The organism is Bradyrhizobium sp. 159, from assembly GCF_023073795.1.
GTDB lineage: Bacteria > Pseudomonadota > Alphaproteobacteria > Rhizobiales > Xanthobacteraceae > Bradyrhizobium.
The window spans coordinates 85,572-103,307 of record NZ_JADPKE010000068.1 but is presented as its reverse complement, the minus strand read 5'-3'; the positions used below and the strand labels follow the sequence as shown (position 1 = coordinate 103,307).

The window sequence follows — 17,736 nt, the reverse complement described above, 5'->3', positions numbered from 1 at the left end:
GTCATTCTGTCGCAATATCTTGCCAATTCTTTTTGTTGCCCAAGCAACTAATTTATGCGAACCGTTTCCGGCAGGGAGGACGGCGGGGCAACCGCCGCATCCGCTTCGGAGGAACACCATGCGCGGCAGGAATGGCACCGTCGGCAGGTGCCGGCGTATGCCTGGGCAGGAGAGGAGCAGACAGCTCGCGCGCGATCTGTCAGGGCTCAGTGCTGCCGGTCACCGCGCCGAGATTTTCGTGCAGCCGACGGAGCAGGTCGATCAGCACCTCGCGCTCGTCCTTGCTGAGGCAGGACAGGAGGCGCCGCTCGCGTTCGAGCGCCGCGACGATCACCTTGTCGTGGGTGGCGCGGCCCTTCGCCGTGAGCGAGATCGAATGGGTGCGGCCATCGTTCGGGTCGGTGCGGATCGACACCAGCCCGCGCTTTTCGAGCCCCGCGAGCGTCCGGCTCACCGGGCCCTTGTCGAAGCCGATGACGTGGCAGATGCGCGACGCCGGAATGCCGGGCTCGATCGCCAGCAGCGACATGATCCGCCATTCCGTGACGTTGACGCCGAACTGCCGCTGATAGAACGAGGTCGCGCTGTTCGAGAGCTTGTTGGCGATGAAGGTGATGAAGGCCGGGACGTAACGGTCGAGATCGAGCGTCGGCCCGAATTCGGCGGGCGCAGGCTTTTGGCGGGCTCTGGTCAAGGACGGCGGCATATCGGGGTTCTGAGTCGCGGCTTGTCCCATGACCTAAGGGTAAGCGCCGCCCTTTCACAAGATCAAAATGAGAGAGGTCTTCCATGACCGCATCCGGCTCCCCTGTAGCAACTGACGTCGCGGCCGTGCCGCATCTCGACGTCGATCCCTTCGCGATGAGTTTTTTTGCCGATCCCTACCCCACGCATGAACTGCTGCGGGAGGCGGGCCCGGTCGTCTATCTCGACAAATGGAGCGTGTACGGTGTGGCGCGCTATGCCGAGGTCCATGCCGTGCTGAATGATCCGGCGACCTTCTGCTCCAGCCGCGGTGTCGGCCTCAGTGATTTCAAGAAGGAGACGCCGTGGCGGCCGCCGAGCCTGATCCTGGAGGCCGATCCGCCCGCGCACACCCGCACCCGCGCCGTGCTGTCAAAGGTGCTTTCCCCCACCGTGATGAAGCAGGTGCGCGACCGCTTTGCCGCAGCGGCCGAGGTGCGGGTCGATGCGCTGCTGGAGAAGCGCAGCTTCGATGCGATCGCGGATCTTGCCGAGGCCTATCCACTCTCGATTTTTCCGGATGCGCTCGGGCTTAAGCCGGAAGGCCGCGAGCATTTGATTCCCTATGCGAGCGTCGTGTTCAACGCCTTCGGCCCGCCCAACCAGTTGCGCCAGGAGGCGATCGAACGTTCGGCGCCGCATCAGGCTTATGTCGCCGAGCAGTGCCAGCGCGAGAATCTGGCACCCGGCGGATTCGGCGCCTGCATTCATGACCGCGTCGATGACGGCGAGATCACCGCGACCGAAGCGCCGCTGCTGGTGCGCTCGCTGCTGTCGGCCGGCCTCGACACCACTGTCAACGGCATCGGCGCCGCGGTCTATTGCCTCGCGCGCTTCCCGGATCAATGGCAGCGCCTGCGCGAGGATCTCTCGCTCGCGCGTGGCGCTTTCGAGGAGGCCGTGCGGTTCGAAAGCCCGGTGCAGACCTTCTTCCGCACCACCACGCGGGAGGTCGAGCTGTCCGGCGCGAAGATCGGCGAAGGTGAGAAGGTGCTGATGTTCCTCGCCGCCGCCAACCGCGATCCGCGGCGCTGGGACAAGCCCGACAGCTACGACATCACCCGCCGCACCTCGGGCCATGTCGGGTTCGGCTCCGGCATCCATATGTGCGTCGGTCAGCTCGTCGCCCGCCTCGAAGGCGAGGTGATGCTGACGGCTCTGGCGCGCCGTATCGCGAAAATCGAGATCGCGGGTGAGCCGAAGCGCCGCTTCAACAACACGCTGCGCGGGCTCGACAGCCTGCCTGTCACCATCACCCCGGCCTGACGAGGAGCTTCATGCCCGCCATCACTTTCATCCATCCCGACGGCAGGTCTGATCGTGTCGAGACCAGCGATGGCGAAAGCGCCATGCAGGCCGCGACCCGCCACGGCGTCGACGGCATTCTGGCCGAATGCGGCGGCAACGCCATGTGTGCGACCTGTCACGTCTATGTCGACGAGAGCTGGCTCGCGCGCCTGCCAGCAATGGCCGACGAGGAGGATGCGCTGCTCGAGGGCACCGCAAGCGAGCGGCTCCCGAACAGTCGGCTGTCCTGCCAGATCCACATCACGCCCGCGCTCGACGGGCTCATCGTGAGGCTGCCGGAGCGGCAGGTCTGAAATCTGTGCCGCGCCGGCAACGGTCGGCGTGGCAACACATTCAACAGGAGAGGGAACGATGAAGCATCTGAAGTGGACGCTCGCACTGGCTGCGAGCCTGATGGTCGGCGCGGCAAGCGCCGAGATATCCGACAATGTCGTGCGCGTCGGCGTGCTCAACGACATCTCCGGCATCTTCCAGGACACCAACGGCATGGGCTCAGTCGAGGCCGCGCGCATGGCGGCCGAGGATTTCAACGGTGGCGGCAAGGGCATCAAGGTCGAGATCGTCTATGCCGACCATCAGAACAAGGCCGATGTCGGCCGCGCCATCGCGCGCAAATGGCTCGACGTCGAAGGCGTTGATGCCATCGTCGACGTGCCGAACTCGGCGGTCGGCCTCTCCATCAACTCGCTCTTGCGCGATAGCCGCATGACGTTCCTGGCGTCCTCGACGGCAAGCTCCGATCTCACCGGCAAGGCCTGCTCGCCCAACACCATTCAATGGGTCAACGACGCCTGGGCGACCGGTAACACCACGGCGGCCGCGATGATGTCGCGTGGCGGCAAGGAGTGGTATTTCCTCACGGTCGACTACGCGCTCGGCAAGGGAATCGAGGCTGAGGCACAGAAATACATCGAGGCGCATGGCGGCAAGGTGGTGGGTTCGTCCAAGCATCCGCTCGGGACCTCCGATTTCGCGTCCTTCCTGTTGCAGGCGCAAAGCTCGAAAGCGCAGGTTATCGGCCTCGCCAATGCCGGCGGAGATACCATCAACGCAGTGAAGCAGGCCGCCGAATTCGGCATCCAGCAGAGCGGCCAGAAGCTGGTTGCCTTCCTGCTCTTCATCAACGACGTCCACGGCATGGGCATCAAGGTCGCGCAAGGGCTCCAGCTGATGGAAGCCTTCTACTGGGACATGAACGACGACACGCGCGCTTTCGCCAAGCGCTTCGCCGCGCGGCCCGGCATGAACGGCAAGATGCCAAGCGGCAATCAGGCCGGCGTCTACGCCTCCACGCTCGCCTATCTCAACGCCGTCGCCGCCACGGGCAGCGATAATGCCAAGAACGTCGTGCCCGAGATGAAGAAGTTCAGGGACAAGGACAAGCTGTTCGGCGACACCACGATTCGTCAGGATGGCCGGGTCGTGCACCCAATGTACCTGTTCGAGGTGAAGAAGCCCGAGGAGTCGAAATACCCCTACGACTATTACAAGCTGGTCTCGACGATTCCCGCGGACCAGGCGTTCCGCCCGCTGGCGGAGGGCGGGTGTGAGTTGGTGAAGTAGGTGGAGCTGCGCGCGCTGCTGCACCCTCTCCCCTTGTGGGAGAGGGTGGCTTCGCAAAGCGGAGCCGGGTGAGGGGTTGTCTCCTCACGAACTCCCTTTCGAGTTGAGAGAACCCCTCATCCGGCGCTTCGCGCCACCTTCTCCCACAAGGGGAGAAGGAGAACTACACCACCTTGCTACTCCCTTGCGTGATCAGTCGCGCCGCCCGCTGGTCGCGGGCGTAGATCCAGAGCCAGCTCAGCGCGACGCTGAGGCGGTGGCGGAGGCCGATCAGGAAGTAGATGTGGGCGATGCCCCAGATCCACCACGCGATGGTGCCGCGCAGCTTGATGCGGCCGAAATCGATTACCGCGAGCCGCTTGCCGATCTGCGCGAGGCTGCCGGCGTGCTTGTAGCGGAAGGCGCCCTTCGCCTGCCCGCGTAGCCGAGCCTTGATGGTCTCGGCGACATGGCGGCCCTGCTGCTTCGCCGCCGGCGCGATGCCGGGCACCGGCTTGCCCTCCCAGGCATTGATGCTGACGGTATCGCCGATCGCGAAGATCTCGGGATGCCCCGGAATGGTCAGGTCCGCCTCGACCTGCACCCGCCCGGCGCGATCGCTTGGTGCGCCCAGCCATTCGGCAGCGGGCGAAGCGCGCACGCCGGCGGCCCAGATCCTGGTCTTGGCGTTGAGCCGCGTGCCGCCGAACACCACGCCATCGCGGTCGATCTCGGTCACGGGTTGCCCCAGCACGACCTCAACGCCGATCTTTTCCAGCGACGCCTGCGCGTAAGCCGAGAGGTCGTCGGCAAAGCCGGCGAGCACGCGCGGGCCGGCCTCGATCAGCACGACACGCGCCTTGGTCGTGTCGATGTTGCGGAAATCGCCGGGCAGAGTGTGGTGCGCCATCTCGGCGATGGTGCCGGCGAGCTCGACGCCAGTCGGGCCGGCGCCGACGATGACGAAGGTCAGCCGCGCCGCGCGCCTCTCCTGATCCGTTTCGCGCTCGGCGCGCTCGAATGCCACCAGGATGTGCCGGCGCAGCGTTGTCGCGTCCTCCAGCGTCTTCAGGCCCGGCGCGAATTGCTCCCATTCGTCGTGGCCGAAATAGGCGTGTCGCGCACCGGTGGCTAGCACCAGCGTGTCGTAGGGCACCTCGCTGCCGTCGTCGATCAGAACGCAGCGACGTGCCGTGTCGACGCCGCTCACTGTGGCAAACAGCGTCGTCACCTCACGGCGATCGCGCATGAGATGGCGAATTGGCCAGGCGATCTCGCTGGTCGCCAGCGAGGCGGTCGCGACCTGGTAGAGCAGCGGCTGGAACAGATGATGGTTGCGGCGGTCGATCAGCGTGATCTCGACCGGCGCGCCCGCGAGCCGATAGGTCGTCTCCAGCCCGCCAAAGCCGGCTCCGACGATGACGACGCGGTGCGGTGTCGTGGTCATGATGCGCCCCTCGAATCGCGCTGCACTATTTGTTCATTTAAGTGCGGTTCTGGGGCCGCGGTCCAATAGGCGTCATCAATCGTCGAATAGGCCAAGTGTATCGATGTGGCGCGAAAAAGCGCCGCAGCGTTGATCATGGCTTGGCCGAAGTGAGTAGAACTATATTTCTTGCCATCTCCAATTGGGGCGAAATATGGTGCAGGGACGGGCCCTGAGCCATTGGCGGCTCGACAGATTTTGCGTTCAATAGAGACTGGCCCGGGGGCGGCGATCACCCCGCCTCGGGACCGATAATCAAGGAGGGGAGTGGTTATGAGGACGGCATTCTGGCTGGCGGGCGCAGCGGCGCTGGTGCTGGCAAATCCGGCATGCGCCGGCGACACCATCAAGATCGGCTTCGTGTCGACCTTCAGCGGCCCGACCGCCGTGATCGGCAATGACATGCGCAATTCCTTCGAGCTCGCGCTCGATCATCTCGGCCGCAAGATGGACGGCAAGCCGGTCGAGGTGATCTACGAGGACGACGGGCAGAAGCCGGATGTCGGCAAGCAGAAGACCGAGAAGCTGGTGCAGTCCGACAAGGTCGATTTCATCGTCGGCTACATCTGGTCGAACGTGCTCCTGGCCTCGCTCAAGACCGCGGTGGACTCGCAGACCTTCCTGATCTCGGCCAATGCCGGTCCCTCGCAGCTCGCGGGCGAGCTGTGCTCGCCTTATGTGTTCTCGACCTCCTGGCAGAACGACCAGACGCCGCAGGCGATGGGCCTCTACATGAACCAGAAGGGCGTCAAGAGCGTGTTCCTGATCGGGCCGAACTACGCCGCCGGCAAGGACATGCTCGCCGGTTTGAAGAGCACGTTCAAGGGCGAGATCAAGGGCGAGGAGTACACGGTCTGGCCGAGCCAGCTCGACTTCTCCGCCGAGCTCTCCAAGGCGCGCGCCTCCGGCGCCGAGTCGATCTTCGTGTTCTACCCCGGTGCCGCCGGCGTGCAGTTCCTCAATCAATATGCCCAAGCCGGCCTCAAGAGCACCATGCCGCTCTACACCGTCTTCACCATCGACGAGCTGTCGCTGCCGCTCCAGAAGGAGAATGCGCTCGGAGTGCCCGGCGCGCAGGAATGGGTCAATGACCTCCCCAACGAGCAGAACAAGCGCTTCGTCGCCGATTATCGCAAGAAGTATCCCGGCCTGCGGCCGACCTACTACGGCGCACAATCGTATGATGCCGCCCAGCTCATCAACAGCGCCGTGGTCGCGGTGAAGGGCGACACCAGCAAGAAGGATGCGATGAAGGCCGAGATGGAAAAGGCCAACTTCAAGTCGCTGCGCGGCTCCTTCAAGTACGGCAACAATCACATCCCGATCCAGAGCTTCTATCTCCAGGACGTGGTCAAGGACGCCGAAGGCCAGCTCGCGCTGAAGACCGTCGCCACCATCGTCGAGAACGACCAGGATCGTTTCCACGACAAGTGCAAGATGAAGTGAGGTCTTGATCTTCCCCTCTTCCCGCGCTTGCCCGCCGAAGCTTTAGCGTACGCGGATGCGGGGAGAGGGGCTGGGTGAGGAGAAGTCTCCGTTGGGACGGAGAGAGACGTTTATTCGATAGTCGCCGCACCGTCATTGCGAGCGTAGCGAAGCAATCTAGAGTCTTTCCGCGGAGGGATTCTGGATTGCTTCGCTACGCTCGCAATGACGTGTTGAGGGAGCCTTGCTCGTCGCTGCGATGTGACTCGCGGAGACCCCCTCACCCGGAGGAGCCTACATCCTTGGCATGCTCGCAGGCCGCACCTCGCGGGCCTGCGCTGCGAGCCTGATGCCGGCATTGGCCGCGCCAAAGCCCTGATAGCGCCGCCGTTCGACGATCTCGAAGAAGAAGCGCTCGTCGAAGATGTGGGTGTAGACCTGGAAGAATTCGCCGTCACCCTCGCGGTCGTAGAGGATGTGATTGGCGCGCAGTTGCGCCATCAGCTCGGGCGAAAGGTCGTATTTGGCTTCGATGTCGTCGTAGTAATTATCAGGGATGTCGAGGAAATCCGCGCCGCGCTTGCGCATCTCCGCGACCGTCGCAAAGATGTTGCGGCACGAGAACGCGACGTGCTGCACGCCGGAGCCGAAGAACTCGGAGATGAAGCGCGACGGCAGCGTGCGGTTGGCAGAGGAGCCGTTGAGCACGAAGCACAGGCTCTGGTCGGCGTTGATGATGGCCTGGCTCTGCACCAAGCCTCTCGGGTCGACGATCTCCATCTGCGGCAGTCGCGTCAGGTCGAGGATGCCGGTGTAGAACAACAGCCAGGACAGCATCTCGTCATAGGGCATCGACTGCGCGATGTGATCGACCGCCAGCAGCGCGTCCTCGCTCGCCTCGCTCGGTACCGGCTCGAAATCGGTGTCCCAGTTCTTGCCGGCCTGATCCAGAAAATAGAGCAGGCTGCCGCCGACGCCGTGGATCGCCGGGATCTCGAGTTCGCCCGGCCCGACCGGCTGGTAGAAGGTGCGCGCCTTCAGCGCTTCGGCGCGCTGCATGGAAAGGCCCGCATTGTCGACGTCGAGTGCGATCGCACAGACGCCGGGGCCATGGGTGACGTAATGCGAATGCGCAAAGCCGTCCGTCTCGGAATTGATGACGAGCTCGACCTTGCCTTGCGACCAACGCTCCACCGCCTTGCTGCGGTGCTTGCCGGTCCTGCGAAAACCGAGCTGCGCGAACAGTCGGGCAAGCTCGCCGGCCTTGGTCTCGTTGACGGCGAACTCGACGAAGCCGGTACCGTGGCTTCTGGATTTCGGCGCCAGCGGCTCGCGGACAAGCTTTGGCCAGTCCGGTGCGAGCTGGTCCTCCAGCAGGATCAGCGAGCGCAGGCCGTCGACCGCCGTCTGGGCCGCCGAGCCGGCGCGGAACTGGTCGTTGAAGATCTCCAGCGACAGCGGCCCGGCATAGCCGGTCGCCGCCACCGCCGCCATGAACTCGCGGACCGGGAGGTCACCCTGGCCCGGGAAGGAGCGGAAGTGCCGGCTCCAGGAGAGGATGTCGAGCTCGAGCTTCGGCGCGTCAGCAAGCTGCACCAGAAAGATCTTGTCGCCGGGAATCGAAGCCATCGCGCGGGTCGGAAAGCCGGGCGCCAGCGCATGAAAGCTGTCGAGGATGATGCCGATTGCCGGATGATCGGCGCGGCGCACGATCTCCCAGGCGTCGCGGTAGTCGTTGACGTGTCGTCCCCAAGCCAGCGCCTCGTATCCGACGCGCAAACCACGTTTCACCGCACGTTCGCCGAGCTCGCGAAAATCGTCCGCGGCACGGTCGATGCCGCCAAGCGAGGTGGGCGAAACGTTGGAGCAGATCAGCAAGAGATCGGTGCCGAGCTCTTGCATCAAATCGAACTTGCGCATCGCACGGGCAAAGTTGCGCGAACGCTGCGGCTCCGGCATGCCTTCGAAATCGCGGAACGGCTGGAACGCGCAGATCTCGAGATTGAGGTCCTTGCAGAGCTGTGCCACCTCGCGCGGGCCCGCGCCGAACGACAACAGATCGTTCTCGAAGATCTCGACCGCGTCGAAGCCGGCTGAGGCGATGGCGCGCAGCTTTTCGTCGAGGGTGCCGGAGAGGGACACGGTTGCGATCGAACGCTTGTTCATGCGGCGCTCTCCTCCATGGCGCCGCCCAGGAACAATTGCCCGATGCGGGGATCGTTCAGAATGCGCTTGGCGTCGTCGATCATCCGGGTCTGGCCGAGCTCGAGCACGATGCCGATGTCCGAGATCTCCAGCGCCGAACGTGCGTTCTGCTCGATCATCAGGATCGTGACGCCGCGGTCGCGCAAGCTTTTGAGGATATCGAAGGTCTGCTGCACCATCAGCGGCGACAGGCCGATCGAGGGCTCGTCGATCAGCACCAGCCTGGGTTCGAGCAGCAGCGAGCGGGCGATCTCGAGTTGCTTCTGCTCGCCGCCGGACAGCGTGGAAGCCTGCTGCGTCGATTTTTGCCGCAGCGCCGGAAACAGGTCGAGTGCCGCCTCGATCCGCTTGGGAAGATCGAGGCTCTTGTCCGCAGCGACGCCGCCGAGTTCGATGTTGTGGCGTACCGAAAGCTCGGGAAAGATGTTGCGGCCCTGCGGCACGTAGCAGATGCCGGCATTGAGCAGCGCGCGCTGGCTCAGGTTCGTGACGTCGCGGCCGGCAAAGCTGATCTTGCCCTCGCGCAGCTTGAGCAGGCCGAAGATTGCCTTGAAGACGGTGGACTTGCCGGCGCCGTTCGGGCCGATGATCGTCGTGATCGTGGCTTGCGGCACGGCGAAGGTCGTGCCGTTCAAAATCGTCATCTTGCCGTAGCCGCCGACGAGATTGTGAACAGAGAGGATCGGGTCGCTCATGGCTCGCGCTCCCTAATGTCCGAGATAGGCTTCGATGACGGCGAGGTTTTTCCGCACCTCATCCGGCCGTCCCATCGCCAGCACCTTGCCTTCCGCCATCACCATCACCCGCGAGCACAGCGACATCACGAATTCCATGTTGTGCTCGATCACGACGAAGGTGGCGTTCTTCTCGCGGTTGATCGCAACCAGGCGGTCCTTGAGGTCCGCCAGCATCGACGGGTTGACGCCGCCGGCTGGCTCGTCGAGCAGCACCAGGCGCGGTCCGCCCATGAAGGCCATGGCGGCATCGAGCAGTTTTTGCTGGCCATAGGAGAGGCCGCCGGCCGGCTCGTCCGCGAGATGGTCGAGCTTGAAGAAGCCGATCATCTGGTTGGCGGCGTCGCTCAGCCCGGCATCGGAGCGGCCGACGAGGCGCGAGGCCATGTTGCCCTGGTGCTCCTGTCCGGCCAGAATCAGGTTCTCCCGCACCGAGAGCTTTGGAAAAACCTGCAGGAGCTGGAAGGTGCGGCTGACCCCCAACTTGTTGAGTTCGGAGGGCCGCAGGCCCGTCACCACCTTGCCGTCCAGCCTGACCTCGCCGCCTGACGGCGTGAGCTGGCCGAGGATGCAGTTGAACAGCGTCGACTTGCCGCAGCCGTTCGGTCCGATCAGGCCGAGGATCTCGCCCTCGCGCACGTCGAAGCTGACGCCATCGACGGCGCTGATGCCGCCAAAGTTTTTCTTGATATTGGTAACCTCGAGGACTGCGCTCATTGCACCGTCTCCAGGCGTGACTTTGCGACGGCGCGCAGCGCGGACGCCGCCTTGGTCCGTCGCGCCGCCATCGCGCGATCGAGGATTCCCAGGATGCCGGTCGGCGACCAGATCAAGAGCAGCATCACCGCAACCGCATAGAGCATGAGATAATAGCCTTCGGTGAAGCGCAGCCATTCCGGCAGCAGCACGGCAATCATCGCGCCCAGGAACGGACCGAAATAGAAGCCGGCCCCGCCGACGATCACCATCATCAGCAGGTCGAGCGAGAGCGACAGGTTGAACGGCACGGGATCGATATATTGCGTCAGCGGCGCATAGAGTGCGCCGGCGACGCCGCCGAGCGCCGAGCCGATCGCAAAGGCCATCAGCGTGTAGCGCCGGGTGTCGACGCCGAGCGATTGCGCACGCAGCGGATTCTCGCGCAGCGCCATGAAGGCGCGGCCCCAGGGCGAGCGGATCAGCCACCACACGGCAAGCGACACGATCGCGAGCGAGCCGAGGCAGACATAATAGAAGGGCAGCGGCTTGTTGGTCGCTAGCCCGAAGACGTGCGGGCGCGGGATGTTGGAGATGCCGTAGATGCCGCCGGTGAGCCAGCTCTCGTTGCGGAACACCAGGAAGGCGAGAGTGGAGAAGGCGAGGGTAACGAAGGCGAGGTAGTGGTGCTGCACGCGCAGCGCGGGATAACCCAGCACCCAGCCGACCGCAAAGCTCAAGGCGATCGCGACCAGAATCGCGGCCGGCAGCGGCCAGCCATGGGTGGTCATGATCGCCGCCGCATAAGCGCCGATGCCGACGAAGGCGCCCTGCGCCAGCGAGACCTGGCCGGCATAGCCGAGCGTAAGGTTGAGCCCCATCGCGGCGATGCTCATCACCGCCCATTGGCTCAGGATGAACAGACCGTAACGGTTGAAGTTCATGGGGACAATGATCAGCGCGGCGATGGCGATGAGGCCGAGCGCAATCTTCAGGGGTTTGCCAAAGCTGATCATACCGTGCGCTCCTCGGCGCGGCCGAGCAAGCCCTGCGGCCGGAACAGGATGACGGCGATCAGGAAGATCATCGGAACGGCGGCGCGATACTGCGTCGAGACATAGGCGGCCGCGAGATTGTCGAGCACGCCAATCAAAAGACCGCCGGCGATTGCGCCGCGCACCTGGTTGAAGCCGCCGACGATCGCGGCGATGAATGCCGCCTGGCCCAGCACCTCGCCGGAGGAGAATTTGGCGAGATAGATCGGCGTGATCAGCAGTGAGGCTAGCGCCACCAGGAAGGCGTTGATCAGGAAGGTCAGCAGGATCATGCGCTCGACCGGCACGCCGATGATCCGCGCCACCGTCGGGTTCTGCGCCGCCGCCTGCATCTGGTGGCCGAGCGAGGTGCGGTTGAGCAGTGCGGTCAAGCCGAAGACGGCAAGGATGGCGACGACGAGGACGCCGATGCTTTGCAGCGACACCGCATGGCCAAGGATGGAGATATCGCCGGTCGGCACGATCGACGGGAAGGGCGAGGCCTCGGCGCTGAAGAACTGCTTGACGGATTCCTTGATGCCGATGGCCAGCGCCATGGTCGCGATCGCCAGCGGCAGCACGCCGTGGCGCATCATCGGATCGACCAGCAGCAGCTTGAAGGCGAGACCGAGCAAGATCATCGAGAGCAGGATGCCGAGGATGATCGCGAGCCAGAACGGGGCGCCGGCATGCATCGCCGCCAGCATCAGGAACGCCGGCAGCATCACGAACTCGCCCTGGGCGAAATTGATGGTCTGCGAAGTCTGCCACAGCAGCGTGAAGCCGACCGCGACCAGCGCATAGATCGCGCCGGTGGCAAGTCCCGCGACCAGAAGATCGAACAGACTGGACATTTTCCCCTCTCGCCGTTCTGCCTTCCCGTTCGTCACGTTTGCGGGCAGAGGCGTAGGCGGCCTACGGCCGCCGTTCTTAAGAACGCCGATGCGAAGCATCGGCTACGGTGAGGGCGAGCCTTCGCGAGGGCGGTAATAGTTGGACCCGCGGAAGCTCCCCCTCACCCGGAATTTGCTGCGCAAATTCCGGTCTCTCCCCGCAAGCGGAGAGAGACGAACCTCACTTCACTTTCGGCAGCACCTGCTTCACGACCTGCTTGCCTTCGACCACCTCGACCAGGAAGCTCTGACGGTCGATGTCTCCGGTGTCGCTGAAGGTGACGTCCATCAAAATGCCCGGCTCGTCGGCGGCCTTGATGGTCAGGCCATGCAGCGTGTCGGCAAACTTCTTCGAGTCGACCTTGCCCATCTTCTCGGTGGTGGCCTTGACCATGTAGACGGCGAGATAGCCCTTCAGGCCGTTATGATCAGGCACGTAATTGTACTTCTTGGAAAATTTCTCGCGGAACGCCTTGATCAGATCGACCGGGGCATCGGTGGTGAGGCCGACATGGCCGCGCGCGCCCTTGGCGGCATCGCCAGCGAGCTCGATCACCTTCTGGCCGATCAGCGTGGTCTCGCCCATCAGCGGTGCGGTGACGCCCTGCCGCTTCAGTTCTTTCAGGATGCGCGCGCTCTCTTCCTCATTGAGATAAACGAACACGGCATCGGGATTGGCAGCCTTGATCTTGCCGACGTCGGCGGCGAAATCGGCCTGGCCCGCTTCGGTGGAGAGATCGGCAACCACCTTGGAGCCGAGCCGGTCGAGCTCCTTGACGACGACGTCGCGGCCGCCGCGGCCGAAGTCGTTGTTGACCCAGACCACCGCAACCGTCTTCGCCTTCATCTCGTCGTGGATGTATTTGGCGACCTTCGGCATCGAGGATTGCTGGCCGAACGAGGTGCGGAACAGGAACTTGTTGCCCGCCTGCGTCAGCTCTGCGGCTTCGCCGCCCATGATCTGCGCTATACCGGCTTCGGCCGCGAGCGGCGCGGTGACCTTCACCGAGCCGGAATAGCCGGGACCGAGCAGCACATAGGGCTCGGCGTCGAGCGCCTTCTGCACCTGGGCGCGGGCGACGCCGGGGTTGGACTGCGAGTCGGCGTGGGTGACCTCCAGCTTGCGGCCGAGCACGCCGCCCTTGGCGTTGATCTCCTCGATCGCGAGGTCGATGCCGTTCTTCCAGTTGGTGCCGACGGTGGCGCCGCCGCCGGAGAGCTCGGCGACGTCGGCGAGCTTGATCGCCTGGCCAAGGGCGCTCGTTGCCGTCATGGCGGTGAGCAGCGCGCCCACCAATAGCGTTGATTTCATCGTCCTCTCCTCCCGTTTCAAATCTTGCAAGCGGCCTTGTGCCCGGCCGCTTCGTCTCAAGCTGCCTGATAGGCGGCGGTGCGCGCAGCCATCACGGCATCAAAAGCCTCTCCCATGATCTCGGTCGATGGAGCAAGGCCGGTGAACAGTTCAAAGGCGTCGGCGGCCTGATAGATCGCAAGCTCCCGCCCGGTCATGATCAGAGCGCCTTTCTGTCGCGCTGCGGCAAGCAGCGGCGTGATCAGCGGCGAATAGACGGCATCGGCGACCCACAGGTCTGCCCTGAGCAGCGCCGCCGGCACCGGGGTGTCTCGGTTCGGCAGCATGCCGACCGGCGTGCCATTGACGAGACCGGTTGCACCATCGAGTGCGTCCTCGACGTTTCCGGCCACCCTCGCGCGGCCCTGCCTGGCAAGCAGCGAGGCGAGTTTCTCGGCGCGCGCCGGCTCGCTGTCGAAGATGCGGATATCGGTCACCTCCAGGCCCGCCAGCGCAAACGCGATCGCCTTGCCGACGCCGCCTGCGCCGATCACGGCAACGGAGTTGGCTGATGGCGCCAGCAGCGGGGCCACCGCACGCGCAAAGCCTGTAGTGTCGGTGTTGTGGCCGGTCAGCTGGCCGTCCCTGACGACGACGGTGTTGACCGCGCCCATGGCGGCAGCGTCCGGCGCCAGCGCATCGAGCAGTGGGACCACCGCTTCCTTATAAGGATAGGTCACATTGACGCCGGCAAAGCCGAGCCGGCGCACGCCTTCGAGCATCATGCGGAGCCCGGCCGCATCGGCACCGGCCACTTCGATGAGCTGGTAGTGGCCGCGCAGGCCGAGCGCCTCGGCGGCGCGCTCATGCATGGCGGGGGACGCGGAATGCGCGATCGGCGCGCCGATCAGGCCGGTGAGAAGCTTCCTGCTGGCGGCGTGTTCGCGCTTCGACATGGTTCGCTATCGTCTCGTTGGGAGCGTCCGGGCCCGGCCATTAGCGGGGAAATCCGCGCAATTCCAGCCGCGACGATAGCCTTTCCCCTGCCTAACACAATTACCCTTTTATCCGGTAAACCTAACATAATGTTATTTCTTCCGCCCGCGTGCCGAAACGGCCTTGCCGTTGCCGCGGGACGGCTCGACCGCGCGCATCTCGGCGCGCAGGGCATCGATGAAATACTCGGCATGGAGCGACAGCGGCGCGCCGCGCTTCACCGCGATATAGGTGTCGAACCGCGTCGGCTCGGTGATCTTCAAGAGCTCGATTCCGGGATAGCCGCCATGGGCCACCGTGAACTGGTCGATGATAGCGATGCCGAGCCCCGCCTTGACCAGGGCGCAGACCGTGGTGCCGAAGCGCGCGCGGATGGTGATGTTGTAGTCGAGCCGGTTGCGCGCAAAGATCTCGGCCATGATCCGTCCGTAAGGGTCGTTCGGATCGATCCCGATCAGCGGATAGCGGGTGATCTCGGCGGCAGAGACCTGCTTGCGGCCGGCGAGCTCATGTCCCGGCGGCACGATGCAATAGAGCTCGCCCGAGGCGAGCGGCATGAAGTCGAGCCCTGAATGTTCCAGTCGGTAGCTCATCGCCACGCACTCGCCGCGGCCGAGCATCAGATAATCGATGGCTTCCTCGAGCTTGAGGATGTTGATGTCGATGCCGAGGTCCGGATAGCGGCGGCGGACGCGCTCGATCGCGCGCGGCACCATCACCTGCGAGATGCTCGGCACCGAGCCGATGCGCAGCTCCGACAATCCGCCGCGGCCGATCTTGGAGATGATCTCGGAGAGGTCGTCGACCTTCTTGTAGACGCCGTTGATCTGCTCGAAGATGTTCTCGGCTTCCGGCGTCGGGAAATAGCGCCCGTTCTGGCGCTGGAAGAAGCGGATGCCGAGCGAGCGCTCGGTGTATTTGACGAGGCGGCTGATCCCCGGTGCCGAGACGTTGAGCAGCTTCGCCGCGCCGCCGATGGTGCCCGTCACCATCACGGCACGTATCACTTCAACCTGGCGCAGCGTCATCATGTCCGGGCGTCCGAAGGATGATCGTGATCTCGATCATCTCACGAGAGCCGAGATGTCATCCAGCGGCAAGTGTCTGTCAACATGGGCGGAGGAGGCAAGTTGCTCTCGGGTCCTTAGGCTTCCCGCTCGGGAGGGGAGACGGCAACAGTCGGATCGTTTCGACGGAAATCAGCGCGTTCAAATGGAAGCGGGGCGCGTGAAGCTGCAACTGCGTTGGCTAACCCGCCGGGCCCTCGGGCAAGAGGCTGTTCGCCAGCTCGGCGCGCTCGCTTTGCAGCACCTCGCGCGCGAACTCGATGATCTTTTGCTTGTTTGCCGTTTGGCGGACGGCGAAAAACACGCGGTTCAATTCCAGGCCGAGCACGCTGTTGAGAGCGATGTCCTCGTCTTCCATCGTGGTTTTCCCGCTTCGTACGCTTCAGGTGTATCGTGACGTCATTTCTGCCACAAGTAGATTAAGTCTTCGGAGCGGATGAGCACCGGTAAACTACGGCCACGGCGACCTGAGGCAGCTCCCCAATGCGTGCTATACGGCGGGGCGAGAGTCAGGAAACGCACTGATGTCCGCCGTAGACTATGGTCGGGAGGCGCTCGACTTCATCGAAGGCTTGGAAGCCTATACCAAAGTTCCGGACGCCATGGACGCGCTTGCGACCGCGTTCAGCCGATACGGTTTCGAACATATCATCGTAACGGGCTTGCCGAATCCCGATCAGCGCTTTTCCCAGATGGTGCTCGCCAAGAAATGGCCGGCGGAGTGGTTCAACCTCTATGTCCAAAAGAGTTACGACCGTGTCGACCCCGTGATCCGCAAATGCCGGCAGACGGTGAATCCTTTCGAGTGGTCTGAGGCGCCGTATGATCCGGAGCTGGAGCCGGGTGCGGTGGAGGTGATGCGGCGCGCCGCCGATTTCCGCATGTCGCGCGGCTTCGTCGTGCCGATCCACGGCTTGACCGGCTATGAGGCCGGCGTCTCGCTCGGTGGCGTCCACCTCGATCTCAATGCGCGCAGCAAGCCGGCGCTGCACCTGATCGGGATGTACGGCTTCGATCACATTCGCCGTCTGCTCGATCCGGCGCCGCATCCGTCGATGCGCCTGACCCCGCGCGAGCGCGAGGTGATTGCCTGGGCGTCGCAAGGCAAGTCCGCCTGGGAGATCGGCGAGATCCTGCACATCACGCAACGCACTGCGGAAGAGCATCTTGCAACTGCCGCGCGCAAGCTCGGCGCCGTCAACCGGACGCATGCGGTCGCGATCGCGATCCGCCACAGAATCATCAATCCCTGAAATCCTCGCCTACTGGGAAATTTCCCAATAGTCGACTTTGCCTTTTTCGCTGAGGCTCCCTTCATTTCGAGCCAGGGGGGAGTGCATGATTCATGTGATTTCTGCCGCCAATCGGCACCTCAACGAGGACGTTCTCGAACAGTATTTTCGGGTCCGTCACGAGATTTTTGTCGAGGAGCGGAAATGGGAGTCGCTACGCAAGCCCGACGGCCGCGAGATCGATAGCTACGACAATGAGGATGCGGTCTACCTGCTGGCTCTCGAAAACCGCCGGGTGCTCGGCAGCTTCCGCCTGTATCCCACCGCCAGACCGACAATGATGAGCGAAGTCTTCCCGCATCTCGCGGCCGTGCGCGGATGCCCGTCGGACCCGCTGGTCTGGGAGTGGTCGCGCTTCTTCGTGTCACGGGAGCGCCGCGACGGCGCCTTCAATCTGCAATTGATGGCGGCTGCGCAGGAGTTCTGTCTCGATCAGGGCATCGAGCGTCTCTGTCTCGTCATGGAGACGTGGTGGTTGCCGCGCTTCAACGACATCGGATTCATCGTGACACCGCTGGGATTGCCGGCGCTGATGGAAAATTCCTGGACCATGGCTGCAACGATCGAGGTCAGTCAGGGGTCGCTCGATATCGTGCGCGACCGTATCGGAATGACGAGCATCGTCCAGCAGGACGGTCCGCGGATCGACTGTATTGCCCGTGCTAACCTCCGCGGCGTCGCTGCCGCGCAACGAAAGAGCGCTTGAGATGTCGAACATGATGCGGGACAGCCAGATCATGGCGCAGATCGAGGACGAGAATCTCGGTTACATGTCCGACATGGCGCTCGAGCTCGCGCAGATGGCGGACGATGCCGGACTGACGACGCTGGCCTATCTGTTCAGGATGGCAGCGCTGGAGGCCTCGACGGTGAATAGCGTGCTCGCTGAACCGGACGACCTTCCCAACCAGATGACGTCGCACTAGACGCATCTCTCGCTAAAGCTTCAACGACATTCCACCCTCCCTCGGCTTGCCTGGGGGAGGGTGACCGTTTGGGTGCGGCAGGTTGCCCCATACCGCG

General features: G+C 63.9%; 18 protein-coding genes. 7 read left to right on the top strand and 11 right to left on the bottom strand.

Annotated elements, in window-relative coordinates; all coding sequences use genetic code 11:
• Positions 1-199: 199 nt before the first annotated feature.
• On the bottom strand, positions 200-706 hold the full coding sequence (locus tag IVA96_RS19295) for a MarR family transcriptional regulator (RefSeq protein ID WP_247281875.1): 507 nt from the start codon (positions 704-706) through the stop codon (positions 200-202).
• Between the two features lie 83 nt (positions 707-789).
• On the opposite strand from IVA96_RS19295, the gene IVA96_RS19290 reads away from it, so the two are divergent.
• The 3 genes from IVA96_RS19290 to IVA96_RS19280 are packed head-to-tail and all read left to right on the top strand — an operon-like array spanning position 790 to position 3,615.
• A complete protein-coding gene (locus IVA96_RS19290) occupies positions 790-2,010 on the top strand; it encodes a cytochrome P450 (RefSeq protein ID WP_247281874.1) in 1,221 nt (406 codons plus the stop codon).
• Between the two features lie 11 nt (positions 2,011-2,021).
• Positions 2,022-2,345, top strand: coding sequence for a 2Fe-2S iron-sulfur cluster-binding protein (locus tag IVA96_RS19285; RefSeq protein WP_247418692.1), 324 nt, complete (start codon positions 2,022-2,024; stop codon positions 2,343-2,345).
• Positions 2,346-2,403: 58 nt separating this feature from the next.
• Entirely contained in the window at positions 2,404-3,615 is a 1,212-nt protein-coding gene (locus tag IVA96_RS19280) for an ABC transporter substrate-binding protein (RefSeq protein WP_247281872.1), read from the top strand.
• Between the two features lie 163 nt (positions 3,616-3,778).
• Here the strand turns inward: IVA96_RS19280 and IVA96_RS19275 are convergent, their stop codons facing one another.
• Positions 3,779-5,041: an NAD(P)/FAD-dependent oxidoreductase gene (locus IVA96_RS19275; RefSeq protein ID WP_247281871.1), complete on the bottom strand. Its 1,263-nt coding sequence runs from the start codon at positions 5,039-5,041 to the stop codon at positions 3,779-3,781.
• 312 nt (positions 5,042-5,353) lie between these two features.
• Between IVA96_RS19275 and IVA96_RS19270 the strand changes: the two genes are divergently transcribed.
• A complete protein-coding gene (locus IVA96_RS19270) occupies positions 5,354-6,526 on the top strand; it encodes an ABC transporter substrate-binding protein (RefSeq protein ID WP_247281870.1) in 1,173 nt (390 codons plus the stop codon).
• A 273-nt stretch (positions 6,527-6,799) separates the two neighbouring features.
• On the opposite strand, the gene IVA96_RS19265 is transcribed toward IVA96_RS19270, so the two are convergent.
• From IVA96_RS19265 to IVA96_RS19225, 9 genes are all read right to left on the bottom strand, one after another.
• Positions 6,800-8,671, bottom strand: a complete 1,872-nt coding sequence (locus tag IVA96_RS19265; RefSeq protein ID WP_247281869.1) for a sugar phosphate isomerase/epimerase and 4-hydroxyphenylpyruvate domain-containing protein — start codon at positions 8,669-8,671, stop codon at positions 6,800-6,802.
• Entirely contained in the window at positions 8,668-9,405 is a 738-nt protein-coding gene (locus IVA96_RS19260) for an ABC transporter ATP-binding protein (RefSeq protein WP_247281868.1), read from the bottom strand. Before IVA96_RS19260 ends, IVA96_RS19265 begins: the two co-directional genes overlap by 4 nt.
• Positions 9,406-9,417: 12 nt before the next feature.
• Positions 9,418-10,161 carry an ABC transporter ATP-binding protein gene (locus IVA96_RS19255; RefSeq protein WP_247281867.1) on the bottom strand — a complete coding sequence of 248 codons (744 nt, stop codon included), beginning with the start codon at positions 10,159-10,161 and terminating at the stop codon, positions 9,418-9,420.
• Entirely contained in the window at positions 10,158-11,156 is a 999-nt protein-coding gene (locus tag IVA96_RS19250) for a branched-chain amino acid ABC transporter permease (RefSeq protein WP_247281866.1), read from the bottom strand. Before IVA96_RS19250 ends, IVA96_RS19255 begins: the two co-directional genes overlap by 4 nt.
• Positions 11,153-12,028, bottom strand: a complete 876-nt coding sequence (locus IVA96_RS19245; RefSeq protein ID WP_247418688.1) for a branched-chain amino acid ABC transporter permease — start codon at positions 12,026-12,028, stop codon at positions 11,153-11,155. Before IVA96_RS19245 ends, IVA96_RS19250 begins: the two co-directional genes overlap by 4 nt.
• A 220-nt stretch (positions 12,029-12,248) precedes the next feature.
• The gene (locus IVA96_RS19240) at positions 12,249-13,379 is read right to left on the bottom strand and encodes an ABC transporter substrate-binding protein (protein ID WP_247281864.1); all 1,131 of its coding nucleotides are present in this window, start codon (positions 13,377-13,379) and stop codon (positions 12,249-12,251) included.
• Between the two features lie 56 nt (positions 13,380-13,435).
• Positions 13,436-14,314: a shikimate dehydrogenase gene (locus tag IVA96_RS19235; RefSeq protein ID WP_247281863.1), complete on the bottom strand. Its 879-nt coding sequence runs from the start codon at positions 14,312-14,314 to the stop codon at positions 13,436-13,438.
• A gap of 132 nt (positions 14,315-14,446) precedes the next feature.
• Positions 14,447-15,385, bottom strand: coding sequence for a LysR family transcriptional regulator (locus tag IVA96_RS19230; RefSeq protein ID WP_247307702.1), 939 nt, complete (start codon positions 15,383-15,385; stop codon positions 14,447-14,449).
• A 217-nt stretch (positions 15,386-15,602) separates the two neighbouring features.
• Positions 15,603-15,779: a hypothetical protein gene (locus IVA96_RS19225; RefSeq protein WP_247281861.1), complete on the bottom strand. Its 177-nt coding sequence runs from the start codon at positions 15,777-15,779 to the stop codon at positions 15,603-15,605.
• Between the two features lie 166 nt (positions 15,780-15,945).
• Between IVA96_RS19225 and IVA96_RS19220 the strand changes: the two genes are divergently transcribed.
• The 3 genes from IVA96_RS19220 (at position 15,946) to IVA96_RS19210 (ending at position 17,639) form a co-directional block, all read left to right on the top strand.
• A complete protein-coding gene (locus IVA96_RS19220) occupies positions 15,946-16,674 on the top strand; it encodes a LuxR family transcriptional regulator (protein WP_247281860.1) in 729 nt (242 codons plus the stop codon).
• An 85-nt stretch (positions 16,675-16,759) separates the two neighbouring features.
• On the top strand, positions 16,760-17,419 hold the full coding sequence (locus tag IVA96_RS19215; protein WP_247418679.1) for an acyl-homoserine-lactone synthase: 660 nt from the start codon (positions 16,760-16,762) through the stop codon (positions 17,417-17,419).
• A 1-nt stretch (position 17,420) separates the two neighbouring features.
• Positions 17,421-17,639, top strand: coding sequence for a hypothetical protein (locus IVA96_RS19210; protein WP_247418677.1), 219 nt, complete (start codon positions 17,421-17,423; stop codon positions 17,637-17,639).
• Positions 17,640-17,736: the final 97 nt, after the last annotated feature.